This window comes from Streptococcus infantis (assembly GCF_047464215.1).
Taxonomy (GTDB): Bacteria; Bacillota; Bacilli; order Lactobacillales; family Streptococcaceae; genus Streptococcus; species Streptococcus infantis_P.
Genome location: NZ_JASHCG010000014.1, coordinates 1 through 15,416, shown reverse-complemented (window position 1 = coordinate 15,416; position 15,416 = coordinate 1). Strand labels below are relative to the sequence as shown.

Genomic DNA, 15,416 nt, shown 5'->3' with positions numbered 1-15,416 from the left:
AACTCCATCCTTTTCACTTATTTTGTTAAGGTAGTATAAATTTCTTCTACCAAGGCAACTGTGTTTTCCCATCCTAGACATGGGTCTGTAATAGAGCAACCAAAGATTTCTGGTTGATTTTGGCGACCATCTGCCAAGTAGGATTCAATCATGAAACCTCGAACTGTTTTCTTAATCTTTTCATTCCAGTCACGGTTGAGCAGTGCTTGGCGAACAATTCGAACTTGCTCCATATATTGTTTCCCTGAATTATCATGGTTGGTATCAATCATGATAAAGGGATTTTCAAGCCCCATAGACTCGTAACGCCCGATAGCATTTAAGAGAGTTTCATAGTAGAAGTTTGGTTCATTCTTCCCATATTCATTCATAGCTCCACGAAGGATAACGTGAGCTAGGGGATTCCCTGAAGTCTCAACTTCTTGTCCATGGTAAAGAAATGTTTGCTTGTTTTGTGCAGCATAGATGGCATTAAACATAACAGACAGATTTCCAGAGGTTGGATTTTTCATACCCACTGGTGCATCAATCCCTGAAGCTACAAAACGGTGTTCCTGATCTTCTACTGAACGCGCACCCACTGCATGGTAGCTCACCAAGTCATCAACCAAGACTAGATTGGATGGATAAAGCATTTCATCCGCTGTGGTCAATCCAGTTTCTGTAATCACTCGATAATGAAGCTGACGAACAGCCTGCAAACCATTAATCAAACTTGGCGCTTTAGAAGTATCTGGCTGATGAACCAAACCCTTGTACCCATCTCCATTAGTACGTGGCTTAGCTGTGTAAACACGCATGACCATAAAAATCTTATCCGCCACTTTTTTCTGCAAGTCTGCTAAACGGCGAGCATATTCAAGCACTGCTTCTTCATTATCAGATGAACAAGGACCAATGACTAAAAGGATACGATCATCCTTACCAGATAGAATATCAGCTAGTTCTTGGTCTCGGCTTTCCTTATGTTGCAAGGCTTCTGCAGACAGCTGTGTTTCCGCCTTAATCGCTTCAATGTCGATTTCTTGACCTTTTTCAATAAATGCCATACTATTCTCCTAGTCTTTGGTAGATTTCGCGAACAAGAGCTTCAGTATTCTCCCATCCAAGACAAGGATCGGTGATAGATTTTCCAAAGACCTCTGGTTCATTTTGACGACCGTCTTCTAGATAAGACTCAATCATGAAACCACGGACATATTTTTTAATCTTTTCATTCCAGTCGCGGTTAATCAAGGTCTGACGAACGATGCGAATCTGATCCATATACTGCTTGCCTGAGTTATCATGGTTGGTATCAATGATGATAAATGGATTTTCGAGGCCCATTTTTTCATACTGGGCAATGGTATCCATCAAATTATCGTAGTAATAGTTCGGAATGTTTTTCCCGTATTCATTGAGGGCACCACGGAGAATAGCATGCGATAGAGGATTTCCAGTCGTTTCAACTTCTTTCCCTAGGAAAAGGAAACTTTGTTTGTTTTGAGCCGCATAAATACCGTTGAACATGACATTGAGATTTCCAGACGTTGGATTTTTAAAACCTGTCGCAAAATCTGCTCCACTAGCTACAAAACGGTGTTGTTGATCTTCAACCGAACGAGCTCCAACTGCCATGTAAGAAATCAAATCATCTACCAAAGGAAGGTTTTCTGGGTACAACATTTCATCCGCTGTCGTCATTCCTGTTTCAGAAATAACACGGTAATGCAGGTGACGAACCGCCTTGATCCCATTGATGAGACTAGGTGCTTCTTTGGCATTTGGTTGGTGAATCAAGCCCTTATAGCCATCACCATTAGTACGTGGTTTAGCAGTGTAGACACGCATGACCATAAAGACGCGGTCTTTTACTTCTTCTTGCAGTTTTGCCAAACGCTTGGCATACTCAAGAACTGCTTCTTCATTGTCAGACGAACACGGACCAATCACTAACAAAATGCGTTGATCTTCACCACGAATAATCGCTTCAAGTTCTTGATCGCGTTGTTGTTTATTGGCAAGTGCTTGTCCTTCTAATTTAGACAAACTACGAACTTCTTCAATATTAATTTTAGGGCTTTTGGCTGTAAATACCATGATTCATCCTCCTTATAAAGCAAACGGACGCCAAGCGAAAATTCACTTTTCACTAGGCATCCGCCTGAAAATTAGTCATTCTTAATGTCGTTTACCATGACAGTTTTTAAATTTCTTACCAGAACCACATGGGCACAAGTCGTTACGCTTAACTTGGCTAAGATCCAAATCTGCAGGAAGCTCAGTCTGTTGCGCAGCAATATTACGAGTTGCTGTCGTACTGATATGACGCTCTGCTTGTGGACGCTCTTGTTCATGAATTTGTGCTTTCATCATCAAACGAGTCACATCAAACTCAATGGAACCAATCATATCATTAAACATGCGGAAACCTTCTGCTTGATACTCAACGACTGGGTTATTCTGAGCATAACCACGGAGACCAACAGCATTTCGCAACTGATCAAGAGCATCGATATGGTCTGTCCACTTGTTATCTACAACACGTAGAATCAAGACTTTTTGGAATTCTTTAACAGCTTCCTCATCACGAAGCTTAGCAACTTGGCTATCGTAGACTTTCAAGGCACGTTGGTAAAGTTCATCTTTGATCGCTTGGTCTGACAAACCTTCTAGGTCTGAAAGTGAAATTGAATCTTCTGGAAGCAAGTTGTATCTTGCAAAATTCAAGATAGCTTCTAGTTTTTCATCTTGTTTAGCACGCGCATGATTATCAACAACACGATTAATGGTGCGTTTAATCATTGCATGAATCTCAGGAGCCAAGTCGCGATCAGCAGTGATGACATCGTAACGTTGTGAGTAGATAATCTCACGTTGCTCACGCATGACATCATCGTATTGAAGGACTTGTTTACGTGTGTCGTAGTTGTTTCCTTCAACACGTTTTTGTGCTGCTTCAACCTGACGTGTCAACATACGAGATTTGATTGCTTCGTCTGACATATTGAGACGTTCAAAGACACCCTTCAAGCGCTCTGAACCGAAACGTTTCATCAAATCATCTTCAAGAGAAAGGTAGAATTGAGATTCCCCTGGATCCCCTTGACGTCCTGAACGTCCACGAAGCTGGTTATCGATACGACGGCTTTCATGACGTTCTGTACCGATGACACAAAGTCCACCAAGTTCACGAACACCTTCACCAAGTTTGATGTCGGTACCACGACCGGCCATGTTGGTCGCGATTGTAACTGCACCACGCTGGCCAGCGTTCATGATGATTTGAGCTTCTTTGTAGTGGTTCTTGGCATTCAATACTTCGTGAGGAACACCTGCAGCTACCAATTTCTTAGAAATATAATCACTGGTTTCAACGGCAACAGTACCTACCAAGACAGGTTGACCCTTTTGGTAACGATCCTTAACGTCTTCGACAACCGCCTTAAACTTAGCTTCAAGACTAGCATAAAGTACATCTGGATGGTCAATACGTTGAACTGGACGGTTTGTTGGGATAGGAATAACACGAATATTGTAGATTTCGCGGAATTCTTCTTCCTCAGTCTTACCAGTACCTGTCATACCGGACAACTTCTTGTACATACGGAAGAGGTTTTGGTAGGTGATAGAAGCTGAAGTCTTGGTTTCATCTTGGATTGGCACACCTTCTTTAGCTTCAATCGCTTGGTGCAATCCATCAGAATAACGACGACCTTCCATAGTACGACCTGTAAATTGGTCGACAATCAAGATTTCCTGCTCTTCGCTGACTACATAGTCAATATCGAGAAGCATGATGTAGTTGGCACGAAGGGCGTTATCGATAAAGTGAGTCAGAGCAACATTTTCAATGTCGTAAAGGTTTCTTAGATTGAAGTAGCTTTCGGCCTTGTCAATCCCTGAATCTGATAGACCAATAGTCTTAGACTGAATATCAATGATATAGTCATCCTTATCCAAAGACTTCACAAAATGGTCAGCCATATGGTAGAGTTGACTGGTTTCAACTGCATTGGCTCCTGATACGATCAAAGGTGTACGGGCCTCGTCAATCAAGATAGAGTCAACTTCATCAACCAAGGCATAGTTAAGCGGACGTTGAACCATATTCTCCGCACGGACAACCATGTTATCACGGAGGTAGTCAAATCCGATTTCTGAGTTGGTTGAGTAAGTGATATCACACTCATAGGCTTCTTTTTTCTCCATTGGAGATTTGGCCGCCAAGTTGATCCCTACTGACAAGCCAAGCCATGAGTACAATTCACCCATCTCAGTCGCATCACGTTCAGAAAGGTATTCATTGACCGTAACTACGTGAACCCCTTTACCTGAAAGAGCATTGAGGTATACAGGCATAGTCGCTGTCAAGGTTTTCCCCTCACCAGTACGCATCTCAGGAACGTCACCATGGTGAAGAACGATCCCCCCCATAACCTGAACCTTATACGGGAAAAGACCAAGAACACGCTTAGCTCCCTCGCGTACAACAGCAAACGCCTCATACAAAAGTTGGTCAAGAGTCTCACCATTTTGGTAGCGTTGTTTGAATTCTTCTGTTTTTGCTTGCAATTGCTCGTCTGTTAATACAGCCATTTCATCTTCATATTTTAGGACTTTGTCCGCCATCTTTTCCAGACGACGAATCTCTCCTTTATCATTTTCGATGATTGTTTTTAGTAAATTTGCCATTTTTTTCCTTACTTTAAATTCTGAATATTTTAGAATGTTCTTTTTATTGTAGCATATTTGCCCAATTTTTTCAAGAAATATTCCGTTTTCCCTTAGGACGAAAAAAGGGCTAACCAAGGTGATTAGTTCCCTTAAAATTCCTATTCCGAGGCTAGTTTTCTTCATTAATGCTTCTAGCTAGTTTTTCCATGAAAAATTGACCATCATTTTCTATCAGATACAAGCTCGCCTATTTCTTTCAAGGAAGACTGGATTTTTTCTTCTCCAATCGCAGCTTATTCATAAATTTTAGACAAGCATAGATTTTCCAGTCATTGACTAAGGATAAAAGGACTAAAAGTAGCCAAATCACCCATCTAGCAAGATCCCTTGGTTCTTGTAAAATAAAGTTAAATAAGACTAGCGAAAAAAGAGTGAAAACTAGACTAAACAAGGCTGCTAGAGGCATATAAAACCAATAAAAATAGTAAAAGACAGAAAAGTACCTACTTCCTGGATGTACCTTCCCTTGCCAACGAAAAAAGTAAAAGTAGGGTGCCAAAATCAAGAATTTTAATAGTTTTTCCATCTCCTTACCTCTCCAACGCTTTCCTTATTTTATTATAGCAAAAAATCTGGAAATATCCTTCCAGATTCTACTTTTTTATTTCCGTTTTCTTGCGATCAAGTGAATCGGTGTTCCTTCAAAGACAAAGGCCTTGCGGATTTGATTTTCCAAGAAACGTAGGTAAGAGAAGTGCATGAGTTCTTCTTCGTTGACAAAGATGACAAAGGTTGGTGGTTTGGTTGCCACTTGAGTCGCATAGAAAATCTTGAGGCGTTTCCCTTTGTCGGTCGGTGTTGGATTGATGGCGATAGCATCCATAATCACATCATTCAAGACAGCTGATGGAATACGGGTATTTTGACTCTCACTGATTTGCTTAATCATCTCAGGCAACTTGTGGAGGCGTTGCTTGGTCAAGGCTGATACAAAGATAATCGGTGCGTAAGGCAGGTATTGGAACTGCTCACGGATATCCTCTTCCCAGTTTTTCATGGTGTGGTTGTCTTTTTCAAGCGTGTCCCATTTGTTGACTACGATAATCATCCCTTTACCAGCTTCGTGGGCAAATCCAGCGATACGCTTGTCATACTCACGAATACCTTCCTCGGCATTGAGGACCATCAAGACTACATCTGAACGGTCAATAGCACGCATAGCACGCATAACCGAGTATTTCTCAGTATTTTCATAGACTTTACCTGACTTACGCATACCAGCCGTATCAATCATGGTAAACTCTTGGCCTTCAGCATCTGTAAAATGGGTGTCAATGGCATCACGAGTGGTACCAGCGACAGGGCTGGCAATGACGCGATCTTCTCCCAAAATGGCATTAATCAAGCTAGATTTTCCAACATTTGGACGACCAATCAAGCTGAATTTAATAACATCTGGATTTTCTTCTTCAACTTCATGTGGGAGGTTTTCCACAATAGCATCCAGTACATCCCCTGTCCCGATACCGTGAACAGATGAGATTGGTAGAGGTTCGCCCAATCCAAGAGCATAGAAATCATAGATATCATTTCGCATCTCTGGATTGTCAACCTTGTTAACGGCTAGGATGACTGGTTTATGAGTTTTATAAAGTTTACGGGCAACGTATTCGTCCGCATCTGTAATTCCTTCTTTACCAGACACGACAAAGACGATAACATCTGCTTCTTCCATGGCAATTTCTGCCTGGTGCTTGATTTGTTCCATGAAAGGCGCATCGACATCATCAATTCCCCCAGTATCAATCATACTAAAAGAACGATTGAGCCACTCACCTGTGGCATAGATACGATCTCGCGTTACACCTTCAATATCTTCTACGATTGAGATGCGTTCTCCCGCGATACGGTTAAATAGGGTTGATTTCCCAACATTGGGACGCCCTACAATGGCAACAGTTGGTAAGGCCATGTTTTCTCACTTTCTACAATAACTTCTTCTGCTCAAGATTTTCTCGAGTCGAGCTTGGTTCTGGATTGCCGAATTGCTCTGCTAAACGTTGACTCCAAGTTGTAGTCGCACGCGCACCTGCATATTCAGTCTGTACACGGTCATAGGCTTCAATTGCCTCAGTTGACTGTTCTTGGTATTCTTCCTCAAAGACAACATTCTCTAGTGGCAGTCTTGGTTTTACAGTATGCTGTTGATTTGGCACACCGAGTGCAATCCCAAAGACTGGATAGGTATAGTCAGGAAGCTTGAACAATTCTGCTAACTCAACAGACTTGTAACGCACCAAACCGATAATCACTCCACCATAGCCTAAGCTTTCTGCCGCAAGCAAGGCATTTTGTCCAGCCAAAGCCGCATCTACCGAAGTGATAAGGAGTCCTTCCACCCCTTGAGGTTGGAAAACATCCGTATGGAGACGAGCCCCTTTTTCTGCACGGTTTAGATCACCAACAAAAAGTAAAAATGCTGCAGACTGGCGAATCGCTTCCTGAGGAACTAACTCAAATAAGGCATCCTTCTTTTCTTGACTTCTAACTACAATCACAGAATAGGATTGAAAATTTTTCCAAGAAGAAGCCATTTGGGCAGCTGTCAAAATCTCATTTAAGTCTGCTTGAGGAATCTCTTGCTCTTTAAATCTACGCACTGAAGTGTGAGCCTTCATTAATTTGATTGTTTCTGTCATCGACGGTTTTCTCCTTCAAGTCTTGTTTCCTCTGCTAAATAACGGATGCGTTCCATGACGCGTCTGGCCTCCCAGGTTTCGTCATTTCCATTTTTCCCTTTAGCGAAATGCTTCTCCAAATCTTCAAAATTGAAGTTGGAGGTGAAAAAGGTCGGTAAATCTTCCTGCATGCGATATTGGAGAATGACCTGCAAGATCTCGTCACGCACCCAAGCTGTTGATTGCTCGGCACCAATATCATCTAAAATCAAGACTTCAGCCAGCTTAATCTCATCCACCAAGGTCTTGACATTGCCATCACCAATGGCATTTTTGACATCGATGACAAAGCTAGGATAGTGGAGGAGCGTTGATGAAACACCACGTTTTTCAGACAAATCATGGGCTAGGGCAGCCACCATGAAACTTTTACCCACACCAAAGTCTCCATATAAGTACAGACCTTTCCGAATAGCTGGATATTGCTCCACAAAGGCTAGGAGCTTTTCAAAAACGGACAAGCGCCCCAAATCATCTAAATCTACTTGAGCTAGGCTAGCTTTTTTAAGACTAGCTGGAAGATTGATTAGCTTGAGACGGTTTTTAATCGCCGCTTCTTTTTCTGCCGCGATGAGCTCCGGAGTCTCTTCATACGAGACATCTGCATAGCCATGGTTCATGACTAGGATAGGCTTGTAGCCACGCGCGATATAGTCTGTATCTCCTCGGAGGAACTTATCTCTCTCAGTGATGTATTGGTTAAACTTGGAAATACTTCGGTTCAACTCCTCCTGACTGAGAGATTCTTTCTGGATAAAGGCCGCAACATCAGGGTCTTTCACAATTTGCTGGACCAAATCCTGATACTGAAATCGGCTTGGTTGACGCTTGAGTACGTCTCCGACACTTTCCATCTAGTCTCCTCCTTTTTCTAATCGAGCTAACATTTCTTTTTTCTTACGTTCTAGTTCTAAGCGAGTTTCTTCGCTGGTTTCATTCTTATATTCAGGATTGCTCCATTTAGGCACATTAGTTTTTACTGGGGCAGTCTGATTCTGCTTTTGCGTTTTTGCTTTTTGGCCACGTTCACGAATACGGAGGACAGCCTCCTCGGCACTACGAATATTTTGATAGGCGTAGTCATTAGCCACCTTCATGGCGTATTTTTCATTGATATTGGCCGAATCAACCTTATTAAAGGTTAGGAGCAAGATAACATTGATCACTTCATCCAACAAGCCCAAGGCTGCCATCTGCTGGAGCAGGTCCCGTTCAGTCTGGGTAATATTTCCCTTGCGGGTCTGCTTGATTTCAGCAAGGAACTGCAAGGCTGTCTTTCTCTTAGCCTCTCGGATAATGGTTGCTTCCTTGGGACTAAAGTCAGAAGTCACAGGCTTTTGCGCTATCTTTTCACGGATGCGTTTGACAGAAATCACTTGCGACACTGCTGTCGCTTTGGCTACTTGATAAGTCTCAAACCAGGTCCACTTCTGCTCGTCTGCTATTGCAAACAAGGCCAAAACATCCGAAGTCTCATCTTGAAAACGAAGACCATCGCAAGCCATGAGCTGACGGAAATGCTCCAAATCAAAATCATCTGCTGCAGGCTGACTGCTAGAGGTTTCTCGACTCGCAAACTCAGATAACTGAGGAAAGATTTGACTCAAGGCCACCGAGATAGGTTCCCCTTCAACACTTTCCTGTCTCATGGCTGCAACCGCACTATCCCCAATCATTTTTTCTAACAAGGTCCGATAAACTGTATGTTGTAAAAATTCTTGAGTTGATAAGGGAGAATGGAGTAACAAGTTATAGGTCTCCCCTTGCTGATAGAGGGTCACCAATTTCATGGCTGTCAGAGTTTTAAAAGCCTTTAAAAGGGTATCCATCCCGAAATTCAGATGATTAAGCATGGCTGCAAAGAGATGTTCTTTTTGACCACCATCCCAAAAAGTCACAGCATAAAGATAGAGGCTCAGCGCCTCCTGACCGATAATCGGGAGGTAGCACTGCACCATTGATGAGGTATCTTGCGACACCCGATTATTCTTTACAAAAGAAAAACGGTCATTTGGCTTCATTTATTTTTCCTTTTTCTTTTTAGAGGATTGTGTAATCTGCTGGAGTAGGCTTTCAAGCTCACTCACATCCTTAAAGCTACGGTAAACACTGGCAAAACGTACATAAGTAATCTCATCTAACTCTGCCAACTCTTCCATAACCAAAGAGCCAATAACCTCACTCTGAATTTCATTTTCATTGCGACTACGGAGTTTTTGTTCGATGCGATTGACCACCATGCCAATTTCATCACTGGACACTGGACGTTTCTGGGCTGAACGAATAATCCCGTTAAAGATTTTATCTCTTGAAAATTGTTCCCGTGTACCATCTTTTTTGACCACAACTAGTGTTCTCTCTTCAACACGTTCATAGGTTGTAAAACGATGCTGACACTCTTCACACTCACGTCTTCTTCTGATTGTATTTCCTTCTTCAGCCTGGCGACTATCGATCACACTTGATTTTGTAGCGCCACATTTTGGACAACGCATGCCTTTCCCTCCTTGTCGTTTTCTTTTCATTATACCATTTTTTAAGAGATTCCCAAAATAATTCTCCTTTTGGCTTGACAAGTTTTTTGTTTTGTTGTATTATTGAATTAACACAAAGGTAAATAGAAAGGAGATCGTGATGTCTTGGACATTTGATAACAATAAACCCATTTATTTGCAGATTATGGAGAAAATCAAATTGCAGATTATTTCCCATAAACTCGAGCCCAATCAACAGCTTCCAACCGTTAGAGAATTGGCTAGCGAGGCAGGTGTCAATCCCAACACCATCCAGCGCGCCCTATCGGACTTGGAGAGAGAAGGCTTTGTCTATACCAAGCGAACATCTGGACGCTTTGTCACAGAGGATTTGGACTTGATCCTCCAATCCCGTAAGCAACTGTCAGAAGAACAGCTGCAACAGTTTGTAACAGGCATGGTAGAATTCGGCTATGAAAAAGAAGAACTACCGACTGTTTTGAGAGATTATATTGAAGGAGTTTAAACTATGACCTTGTTAGCATTTGAAAATGTGTCAAAATCCTATGGAGCAAGCCCTGCTCTTACAAATGTTTCCCTTGAAATTCCAGCTGGAAAAATCGTTGGCCTCCTTGGCCCAAACGGTTCTGGAAAAACAACCTTGATTAAACTAATCAACGGCTTGCTACAGCCAGAGGAAGGGCGTATCCTTATTAATGGCATGGAACCAAGTCCAGCAACTAAAGCGATTGTTTCTTATCTGCCTGATACGACCTATCTAAACGAGCAAATGAAAGTCAAGGAAGCTCTCACTTATTTCAAGACCTTCTACCAAGATTTTAATCTGGAACGTGCTCAAGGTCTCCTTCGTGACCTTGGCATCGATGAGAACAGCCGTTTCAAGAAACTCTCAAAAGGAAACAAAGAAAAGGTTCAGTTGATTCTTGTCATGAGTCGTGATGCTCGTCTATATGTCCTTGATGAACCAATCGGTGGTGTCGACCCCGCAGCTCGTGACTATATCTTGAACACCATCATTAACAACTACTCTCCAACTTCGACTGTCTTGATTTCAACTCACTTGATTTCAGATATCGAACCAATCTTGGATGAGATTATCTTCCTAAAGGATGGAAAAGTCGTCCGTCAAGGAAATGTTGATGATATTCGCTATGAGTCTGGAGAGTCTATCGACCAGCTCTTCCGCCACGAATTCAAAGCCTAGATAAAGGAGATTATTATGTTTTGGAATTTAGTTCGTTATGAATTTAAAAATGTTAACAAATGGTATTTAGCCCTCTATGGTGCTGTGTTAGCACTTTCTGGTCTTATCGGAATTCAAGCAAAGACCTATAACAATCTACCCATCAAAGAAAGTCAACCTATTCTACTTGTTTTTCTTGCACTCGTATTTGGTGGCTTGATGATTACGCTTGGGATTTCAACCTTGATTTTGATCATCCGTCGCTTCAAAGGTAGTGTCTATGACCGACAAGGTTATCTCACTTTGACCTTGCCAGTTTCCGAACACCAGATTATCCTAGCCAAACTCTTGGGGGCCTTCATTTGGTCTCTGATCAGTTCAGCAGTATTGGTTCTGAGCATTTATATCATTCTTGTGATAATTGAGCCTAATTCTGTTGATTTCCTTGCTTTTAAAGACTTGTTCCAACAGTACCTAGACAGTATCAGCTTATCTCTGATTTCATTCATCCTCAGCACTGTAGCAGGCATACTATGCATCTACTTGGCAATCTCAATCGGACAACTCTTTAATGAATACCGTACAGCTCTTGCAGTTTTAGCCTATATTGTCATTCATGTTGTCCTTGGATTCAGTGATCTCTTCTTAAACTTTGGTACCCATTACAATATGATGCTTACTTATGAAATCTTCAAAGACCTAATCCTTATCGCAGTCTTCTATCTCGGAAACTACTACATCTTGAAAAACAAGGTTAATCTTCAGTAATCATTCAGAGGCTAGTTAAAAACTTAATTTTATAGTGGATTGAACTTAGAGTAGCACGTCATGGATTCTAAAACATTTTTAAAAATTAATTTGACTTTCCTAACCTCTTTGTTCATATCTTATTTCAATCAACTATAGTAAAAAATGAAATAGATCTGTCTATGATCAAACGCATATTATCGGCTCTATAATATTTGTAGTGGGTAAATCCCCTATAGATATTATGGAACCTATTTTTGTGTAGAAAACATACTAAGATTAGTAGTGAGAAAATCTCCGACGGGAGAGAGTACTCAATACTTTTTCTTTATGTTAAAGTAGAGGTGTCTTGTAAAGTCGTAGGGCTCTTTGGCGCTAGACGTCGCTTGACAAACTGGCAAGACACCTATTTTAGGTGGAATTTGATCAAAGTATGTGGGACGCTAGACGTCGCGTATTGAAAATAAAATCACTAAAACACGGAATTATTCAAGACAAAAGAGGTAATATCATGCGTACAGTATTTGGGATTGATGTGAGTAAGGCAAGTTCTGAGGTGGCAATTTTAGTCAACGGTGAAAAGATTCATGGATACACTATGCTCAATGACGCCATTGGCTTCAATCGTCTTTTGAATGACTTGAAAACTATTCATAACCCTGAGATTATATTTGAAGCTACTGGTGTCTATTCTCGGCGTCTTCAAGCCTTTCTTGAGGAATACGGCTACGCTTATACACAGCTGAATTCTCTGGAAGCTAAGAAGCAACTGGACAGTCTGCGAGTTCGTAAAACAGACAAAATTGACGCTGAAAAGTTGGCTCATTCTCAGTTTATACTCAATCGTAAACCAACTTATGCGCAGGAAGAAGTTTATCAACACCTGCGTGATTTAAGCCGTTTCTATCAAAATCTTACAGAAGACATTGTTAGAGCTAAAAACCGTCTACACAAGGTCTTACAAGTCACCTTTCCTGAATTGGAAAATCTCTTATCCACACCAACTGGAGAGCAATATTGGAATTTAGTGATGGCTTTTCCATGCAAAGAGTTTGTATTAAACCTATCTCAAAATGAATTGTGTAAGATTATCCGTCAATCTACCTCCAAACGAATCTCTGAAAAGCGTATTGCTTATCTGACTGATAAACTTATAAAACTCGCTAAACAATCTTTTTGTGCGGTCAAGAAAATCTCCCCAATGCTTGAAGAGGTTCGTTACTATGCTCAAGAATTGCTTCGTCTTTCTGAGCACAGACAGGTTGTCTTAGACGACATGGTAGCTCTAGCTCAGCCTTTACCAGAGTATGACATCTTACGATCAATTCCTGGCATCGCAGAAACCACAGCGACATCTATCACTGGCGAATTGGGAGATATTCGGCGCTTTCAGTCTACCAATCAAATCAACGCTTTTATTGGCATTGACCTGAGACACTATGAATCTGGGAACTTTCTCGCCAAGAAACACATTACTAAGCGAGGTAATCCCTATGCCAGAAAAATCTTGTTCAAGTGCATTCATAACATCGCTTCAGCCAGTCATACCAATCCCTGCCATATCGCCGACTTTTATGAGAAACGAAAAAGACAATCGACAATAGCTTCAACCAAGCCACATGCGATTGCCTCTATACATCGTCTCATTCGAACAATGTATTACCTCATTACGCATAACAAACTTTACGATTACTCTTTGACCCAAAATCGATAAGGTCATCTATGCCGTATTATTATAACACCTTGTTTCAAAAAATACCAGATGAGGTGTTTTTTAGCATGCACTTTTATGGATCAATAAGTGGTAAAAATAAGACAGTAACCTCAGAATAGCTACTGTCTTATCTCTTTTTTTGCTTAAGGCCCTTGATATACTTGACAAATGGTAGAAAAGAGCCTTTTAAAGTCAAAAAAAGAGCTTTTAAGCTCTTCAACTACGGAGAATAAGGGATTCGAACCCTTGCGCCAGTTACCCGACCTAACGATTTAGCAAACCGTCCTCTTCAGCCTCTTGAGTAATTCTCCTATTAATGGGCACGAGTGGACTCGAACCACCGACCTCACGCTTATCAGGCGTGCGCTCTAACCACCTGAGCTACGCGCCCAAGTTAAATAACTTGGTAAATGAACTAAATGTTCAAAGCGGGTGACGAGAATCGAACTCGCGACAACAGCTTGGAAGGCTGTAGTTTTACCACTAAACTACACCCGCATAAAAACAAATATGGCGCGAGACGGAATCGAACCGCCGACACATGGAGCTTCAATCCATTGCTCTACCAACTGAGCTACCGAGCCTTATTGCGGGAGCAGGATTTGAACCTACGACCTTCGGGTTATGAGCCCGACGAGCTACCGAGCTGCTCCATCCCGCGTTAATAATAAAGGAGGATGTGGGATTCGAACCCACGCACGCTTTTACACGCCTGACGGTTTTCAAGACCGTTCCCTTCAGCCGGACTTGGGTAATCCTCCATAGTATTTAATGGACCTTGTAGGACTTGAACCTACGACCACTCGGTTATGAGCCGAGAGCTCTAACCAGCTGAGCTAAAGGTCCAACAAGATCATTATAGCGGCGAAGGGGATCGAACCCCCGACCTCCCGGGTATGAACCGGACGCTCTAGCCAGCTGAGCTACACCGCCATCAATCGGGAAGACAGGATTCGAACCTGCGACACCTTGGTCCCAAACCAAGTACTCTACCAAGCTGAGCTACTTCCCGAGTTAAATAGAAAAAATGCACCCTAGAGGAGTCGAACCTCTAACCGCCTGATTCGTAGTCAGGTACTCTATCCAGTTGAGCTAAGGGTGCTCATTATATGCCGAGGACCGGGATCGAACCGGTACGATCGTTACCAATCGCAGGATTTTAAGTCCTGTGCGTCTGCCAGTTCCGCCACCCCGGCCTCTCTAAGCGAACGACGGGATTCGAACCCGCGACCCCCACCTTGGCAAGGTGGTGTTCTACCACTGAACTACGTTCGCATCGACCTCTTGGTTATATTAAAAAAATGCCGGCTACATGACTTGAACACGCGACCCTCTGATTACAAATCAGATGCTCTACCAACTGAGCTAAGCCGGCTTATTTCTATTATGCGGGTTAAGGGACTTGAACCCCCACGCCGTTAAGCGCCAGATCCTAAATCTGGTGCGTCTGCCAATTCCGCCAAACCCGCAATGATGACCCGTACTGGGCTCGAACCAGTGACCCATTGATTAAAAGTCAATTGCTCTACCAACTGAGCTAACGAGTCTAAAATAACTTACGTTATCTTAAACGGTCCCGACGGGAATCGAACCCGCGATCTTCGCCGTGACAGGGCGACGTGATAACCGCTACACTACGGGACCTATGGGAGTTAACGGGATCGAACCGCTGACCCTCTGCTTGTAAGGCAGATGCTCTCCCAGCTGAGCTAAACTCCCTTTAGCTAAGCGACTTCCTTATCTCACAGGGGGCAACCCCCAACTACTTCCGGCGTTCTAGGGCTTAACTTCTGTGTTCGGCATGGGTACAGGTGTATCTCCTAGGCTATCGTCACTTAACTTTGAGTAATACCTACTCAAAATTGAATATCTATCAAATT

12 protein-coding genes, 17 tRNA genes and 1 rRNA gene are annotated in these 15,416 nt (G+C 42.3%); 4 read left to right on the top strand and 26 right to left on the bottom strand.

The window, feature by feature from the left end; translation table 11 throughout:
• Positions 1-17: 17 nt before the first annotated feature.
• The 8 genes from QM469_RS08310 to nrdR all read right to left on the bottom strand — a co-directional run bounded on the left by QM469_RS08310 (position 18) and on the right by nrdR (position 9,892).
• Positions 18-1,049: a 3-deoxy-7-phosphoheptulonate synthase gene (locus tag QM469_RS08310; RefSeq protein WP_075228792.1), complete on the bottom strand. Its 1,032-nt coding sequence runs from the start codon at positions 1,047-1,049 to the stop codon at positions 18-20.
• A 1-nt stretch (position 1,050) separates the two neighbouring features.
• Positions 1,051-2,082 carry a 3-deoxy-7-phosphoheptulonate synthase gene (locus QM469_RS08305; RefSeq protein ID WP_000232201.1) on the bottom strand — a complete coding sequence of 344 codons (1,032 nt, stop codon included), beginning with the start codon at positions 2,080-2,082 and terminating at the stop codon, positions 1,051-1,053.
• Between the two features lie 81 nt (positions 2,083-2,163).
• Entirely contained in the window at positions 2,164-4,677 is a 2,514-nt protein-coding gene (gene secA, locus QM469_RS08300) for a preprotein translocase subunit SecA (protein WP_414276534.1), read from the bottom strand.
• Positions 4,678-5,320: 643 nt separating this feature from the next.
• Complete coding sequence (gene der, locus QM469_RS08295; protein ID WP_414276535.1) at positions 5,321-6,631, bottom strand: ribosome biogenesis GTPase Der; 1,311 nt, start codon at positions 6,629-6,631, stop codon at positions 5,321-5,323.
• A 13-nt stretch (positions 6,632-6,644) separates the two neighbouring features.
• Positions 6,645-7,358: an NADPH-dependent oxidoreductase gene (locus QM469_RS08290; RefSeq protein ID WP_414276536.1), complete on the bottom strand. Its 714-nt coding sequence runs from the start codon at positions 7,356-7,358 to the stop codon at positions 6,645-6,647.
• Positions 7,355-8,251 carry a primosomal protein DnaI gene (dnaI, locus tag QM469_RS08285; protein ID WP_223140149.1) on the bottom strand — a complete coding sequence of 299 codons (897 nt, stop codon included), beginning with the start codon at positions 8,249-8,251 and terminating at the stop codon, positions 7,355-7,357. The genes QM469_RS08290 and dnaI overlap by 4 nt, the downstream gene beginning before the upstream one ends.
• Positions 8,252-9,418: a DnaD domain protein gene (locus QM469_RS08280; protein WP_414276537.1), complete on the bottom strand. Its 1,167-nt coding sequence runs from the start codon at positions 9,416-9,418 to the stop codon at positions 8,252-8,254.
• Positions 9,419-9,892, bottom strand: a complete 474-nt coding sequence (gene nrdR / locus QM469_RS08275) for a transcriptional regulator NrdR (RefSeq protein ID WP_001203674.1) — start codon at positions 9,890-9,892, stop codon at positions 9,419-9,421. It abuts the gene before it with no gap.
• Positions 9,893-10,031: 139 nt separating this feature from the next.
• On the opposite strand from nrdR, the gene QM469_RS08270 reads away from it, so the two are divergent.
• From QM469_RS08270 to QM469_RS08255, 4 genes are all read left to right on the top strand, one after another.
• On the top strand, positions 10,032-10,397 hold the full coding sequence (locus QM469_RS08270) for a GntR family transcriptional regulator (protein ID WP_000119157.1): 366 nt from the start codon (positions 10,032-10,034) through the stop codon (positions 10,395-10,397).
• A gap of 3 nt (positions 10,398-10,400) precedes the next feature.
• On the top strand, positions 10,401-11,096 hold the full coding sequence (locus QM469_RS08265; protein ID WP_000173159.1) for an ABC transporter ATP-binding protein: 696 nt from the start codon (positions 10,401-10,403) through the stop codon (positions 11,094-11,096).
• A gap of 15 nt (positions 11,097-11,111) precedes the next feature.
• Positions 11,112-11,843, top strand: a complete 732-nt coding sequence (locus tag QM469_RS08260) for a hypothetical protein (protein WP_248035511.1) — start codon at positions 11,112-11,114, stop codon at positions 11,841-11,843.
• Between the two features lie 490 nt (positions 11,844-12,333).
• Complete coding sequence (locus QM469_RS08255) at positions 12,334-13,536, top strand: IS110 family transposase (RefSeq protein ID WP_414276538.1); 1,203 nt, start codon at positions 12,334-12,336, stop codon at positions 13,534-13,536.
• A 223-nt stretch (positions 13,537-13,759) separates the two neighbouring features.
• On the opposite strand, the gene QM469_RS08250 is transcribed toward QM469_RS08255, so the two are convergent.
• The 18 genes from QM469_RS08250 to rrf form a co-directional block, all read right to left on the bottom strand.
• Positions 13,760-13,847: transfer RNA gene (locus QM469_RS08250), tRNA-Ser, on the bottom strand.
• 6 nt (positions 13,848-13,853) lie between these two features.
• Positions 13,854-13,927 (bottom strand) — tRNA-Ile (locus QM469_RS08245).
• A gap of 36 nt (positions 13,928-13,963) precedes the next feature.
• A tRNA-Gly gene (locus QM469_RS08240) sits at positions 13,964-14,034 on the bottom strand.
• Between the two features lie 13 nt (positions 14,035-14,047).
• Positions 14,048-14,120 (bottom strand) — tRNA-Phe (locus QM469_RS08235).
• Positions 14,121-14,123: 3 nt separating this feature from the next.
• Positions 14,124-14,197 (bottom strand) — tRNA-Met (locus tag QM469_RS08230).
• A gap of 10 nt (positions 14,198-14,207) precedes the next feature.
• Positions 14,208-14,297, bottom strand: a tRNA-Ser gene (locus QM469_RS08225).
• Positions 14,298-14,308: 11 nt separating this feature from the next.
• Positions 14,309-14,382, bottom strand: a tRNA-Ile gene (locus QM469_RS08220).
• 13 nt (positions 14,383-14,395) lie between these two features.
• Positions 14,396-14,469 (bottom strand) — tRNA-Met (locus tag QM469_RS08215).
• 5 nt (positions 14,470-14,474) lie between these two features.
• Positions 14,475-14,548: transfer RNA gene (locus QM469_RS08210), tRNA-Pro, on the bottom strand.
• A 16-nt stretch (positions 14,549-14,564) separates the two neighbouring features.
• A tRNA-Arg gene (locus QM469_RS08205) sits at positions 14,565-14,638 on the bottom strand.
• A gap of 8 nt (positions 14,639-14,646) precedes the next feature.
• Positions 14,647-14,732 (bottom strand) — tRNA-Leu (locus tag QM469_RS08200).
• 7 nt (positions 14,733-14,739) lie between these two features.
• A tRNA-Gly gene (locus tag QM469_RS08195) sits at positions 14,740-14,811 on the bottom strand.
• 27 nt (positions 14,812-14,838) lie between these two features.
• Positions 14,839-14,911 (bottom strand) — tRNA-Thr (locus tag QM469_RS08190).
• A 12-nt stretch (positions 14,912-14,923) separates the two neighbouring features.
• A tRNA-Leu gene (locus QM469_RS08185) sits at positions 14,924-15,005 on the bottom strand.
• 5 nt (positions 15,006-15,010) lie between these two features.
• Positions 15,011-15,083: transfer RNA gene (locus QM469_RS08180), tRNA-Lys, on the bottom strand.
• 24 nt (positions 15,084-15,107) lie between these two features.
• Positions 15,108-15,180, bottom strand: a tRNA-Asp gene (locus QM469_RS08175).
• Positions 15,181-15,182: 2 nt separating this feature from the next.
• Positions 15,183-15,255: transfer RNA gene (locus tag QM469_RS08170), tRNA-Val, on the bottom strand.
• Between the two features lie 4 nt (positions 15,256-15,259).
• Positions 15,260-15,375 (bottom strand): 5S ribosomal RNA (rrf, locus tag QM469_RS08165).
• Positions 15,376-15,416 lie beyond the last annotated feature (41 nt).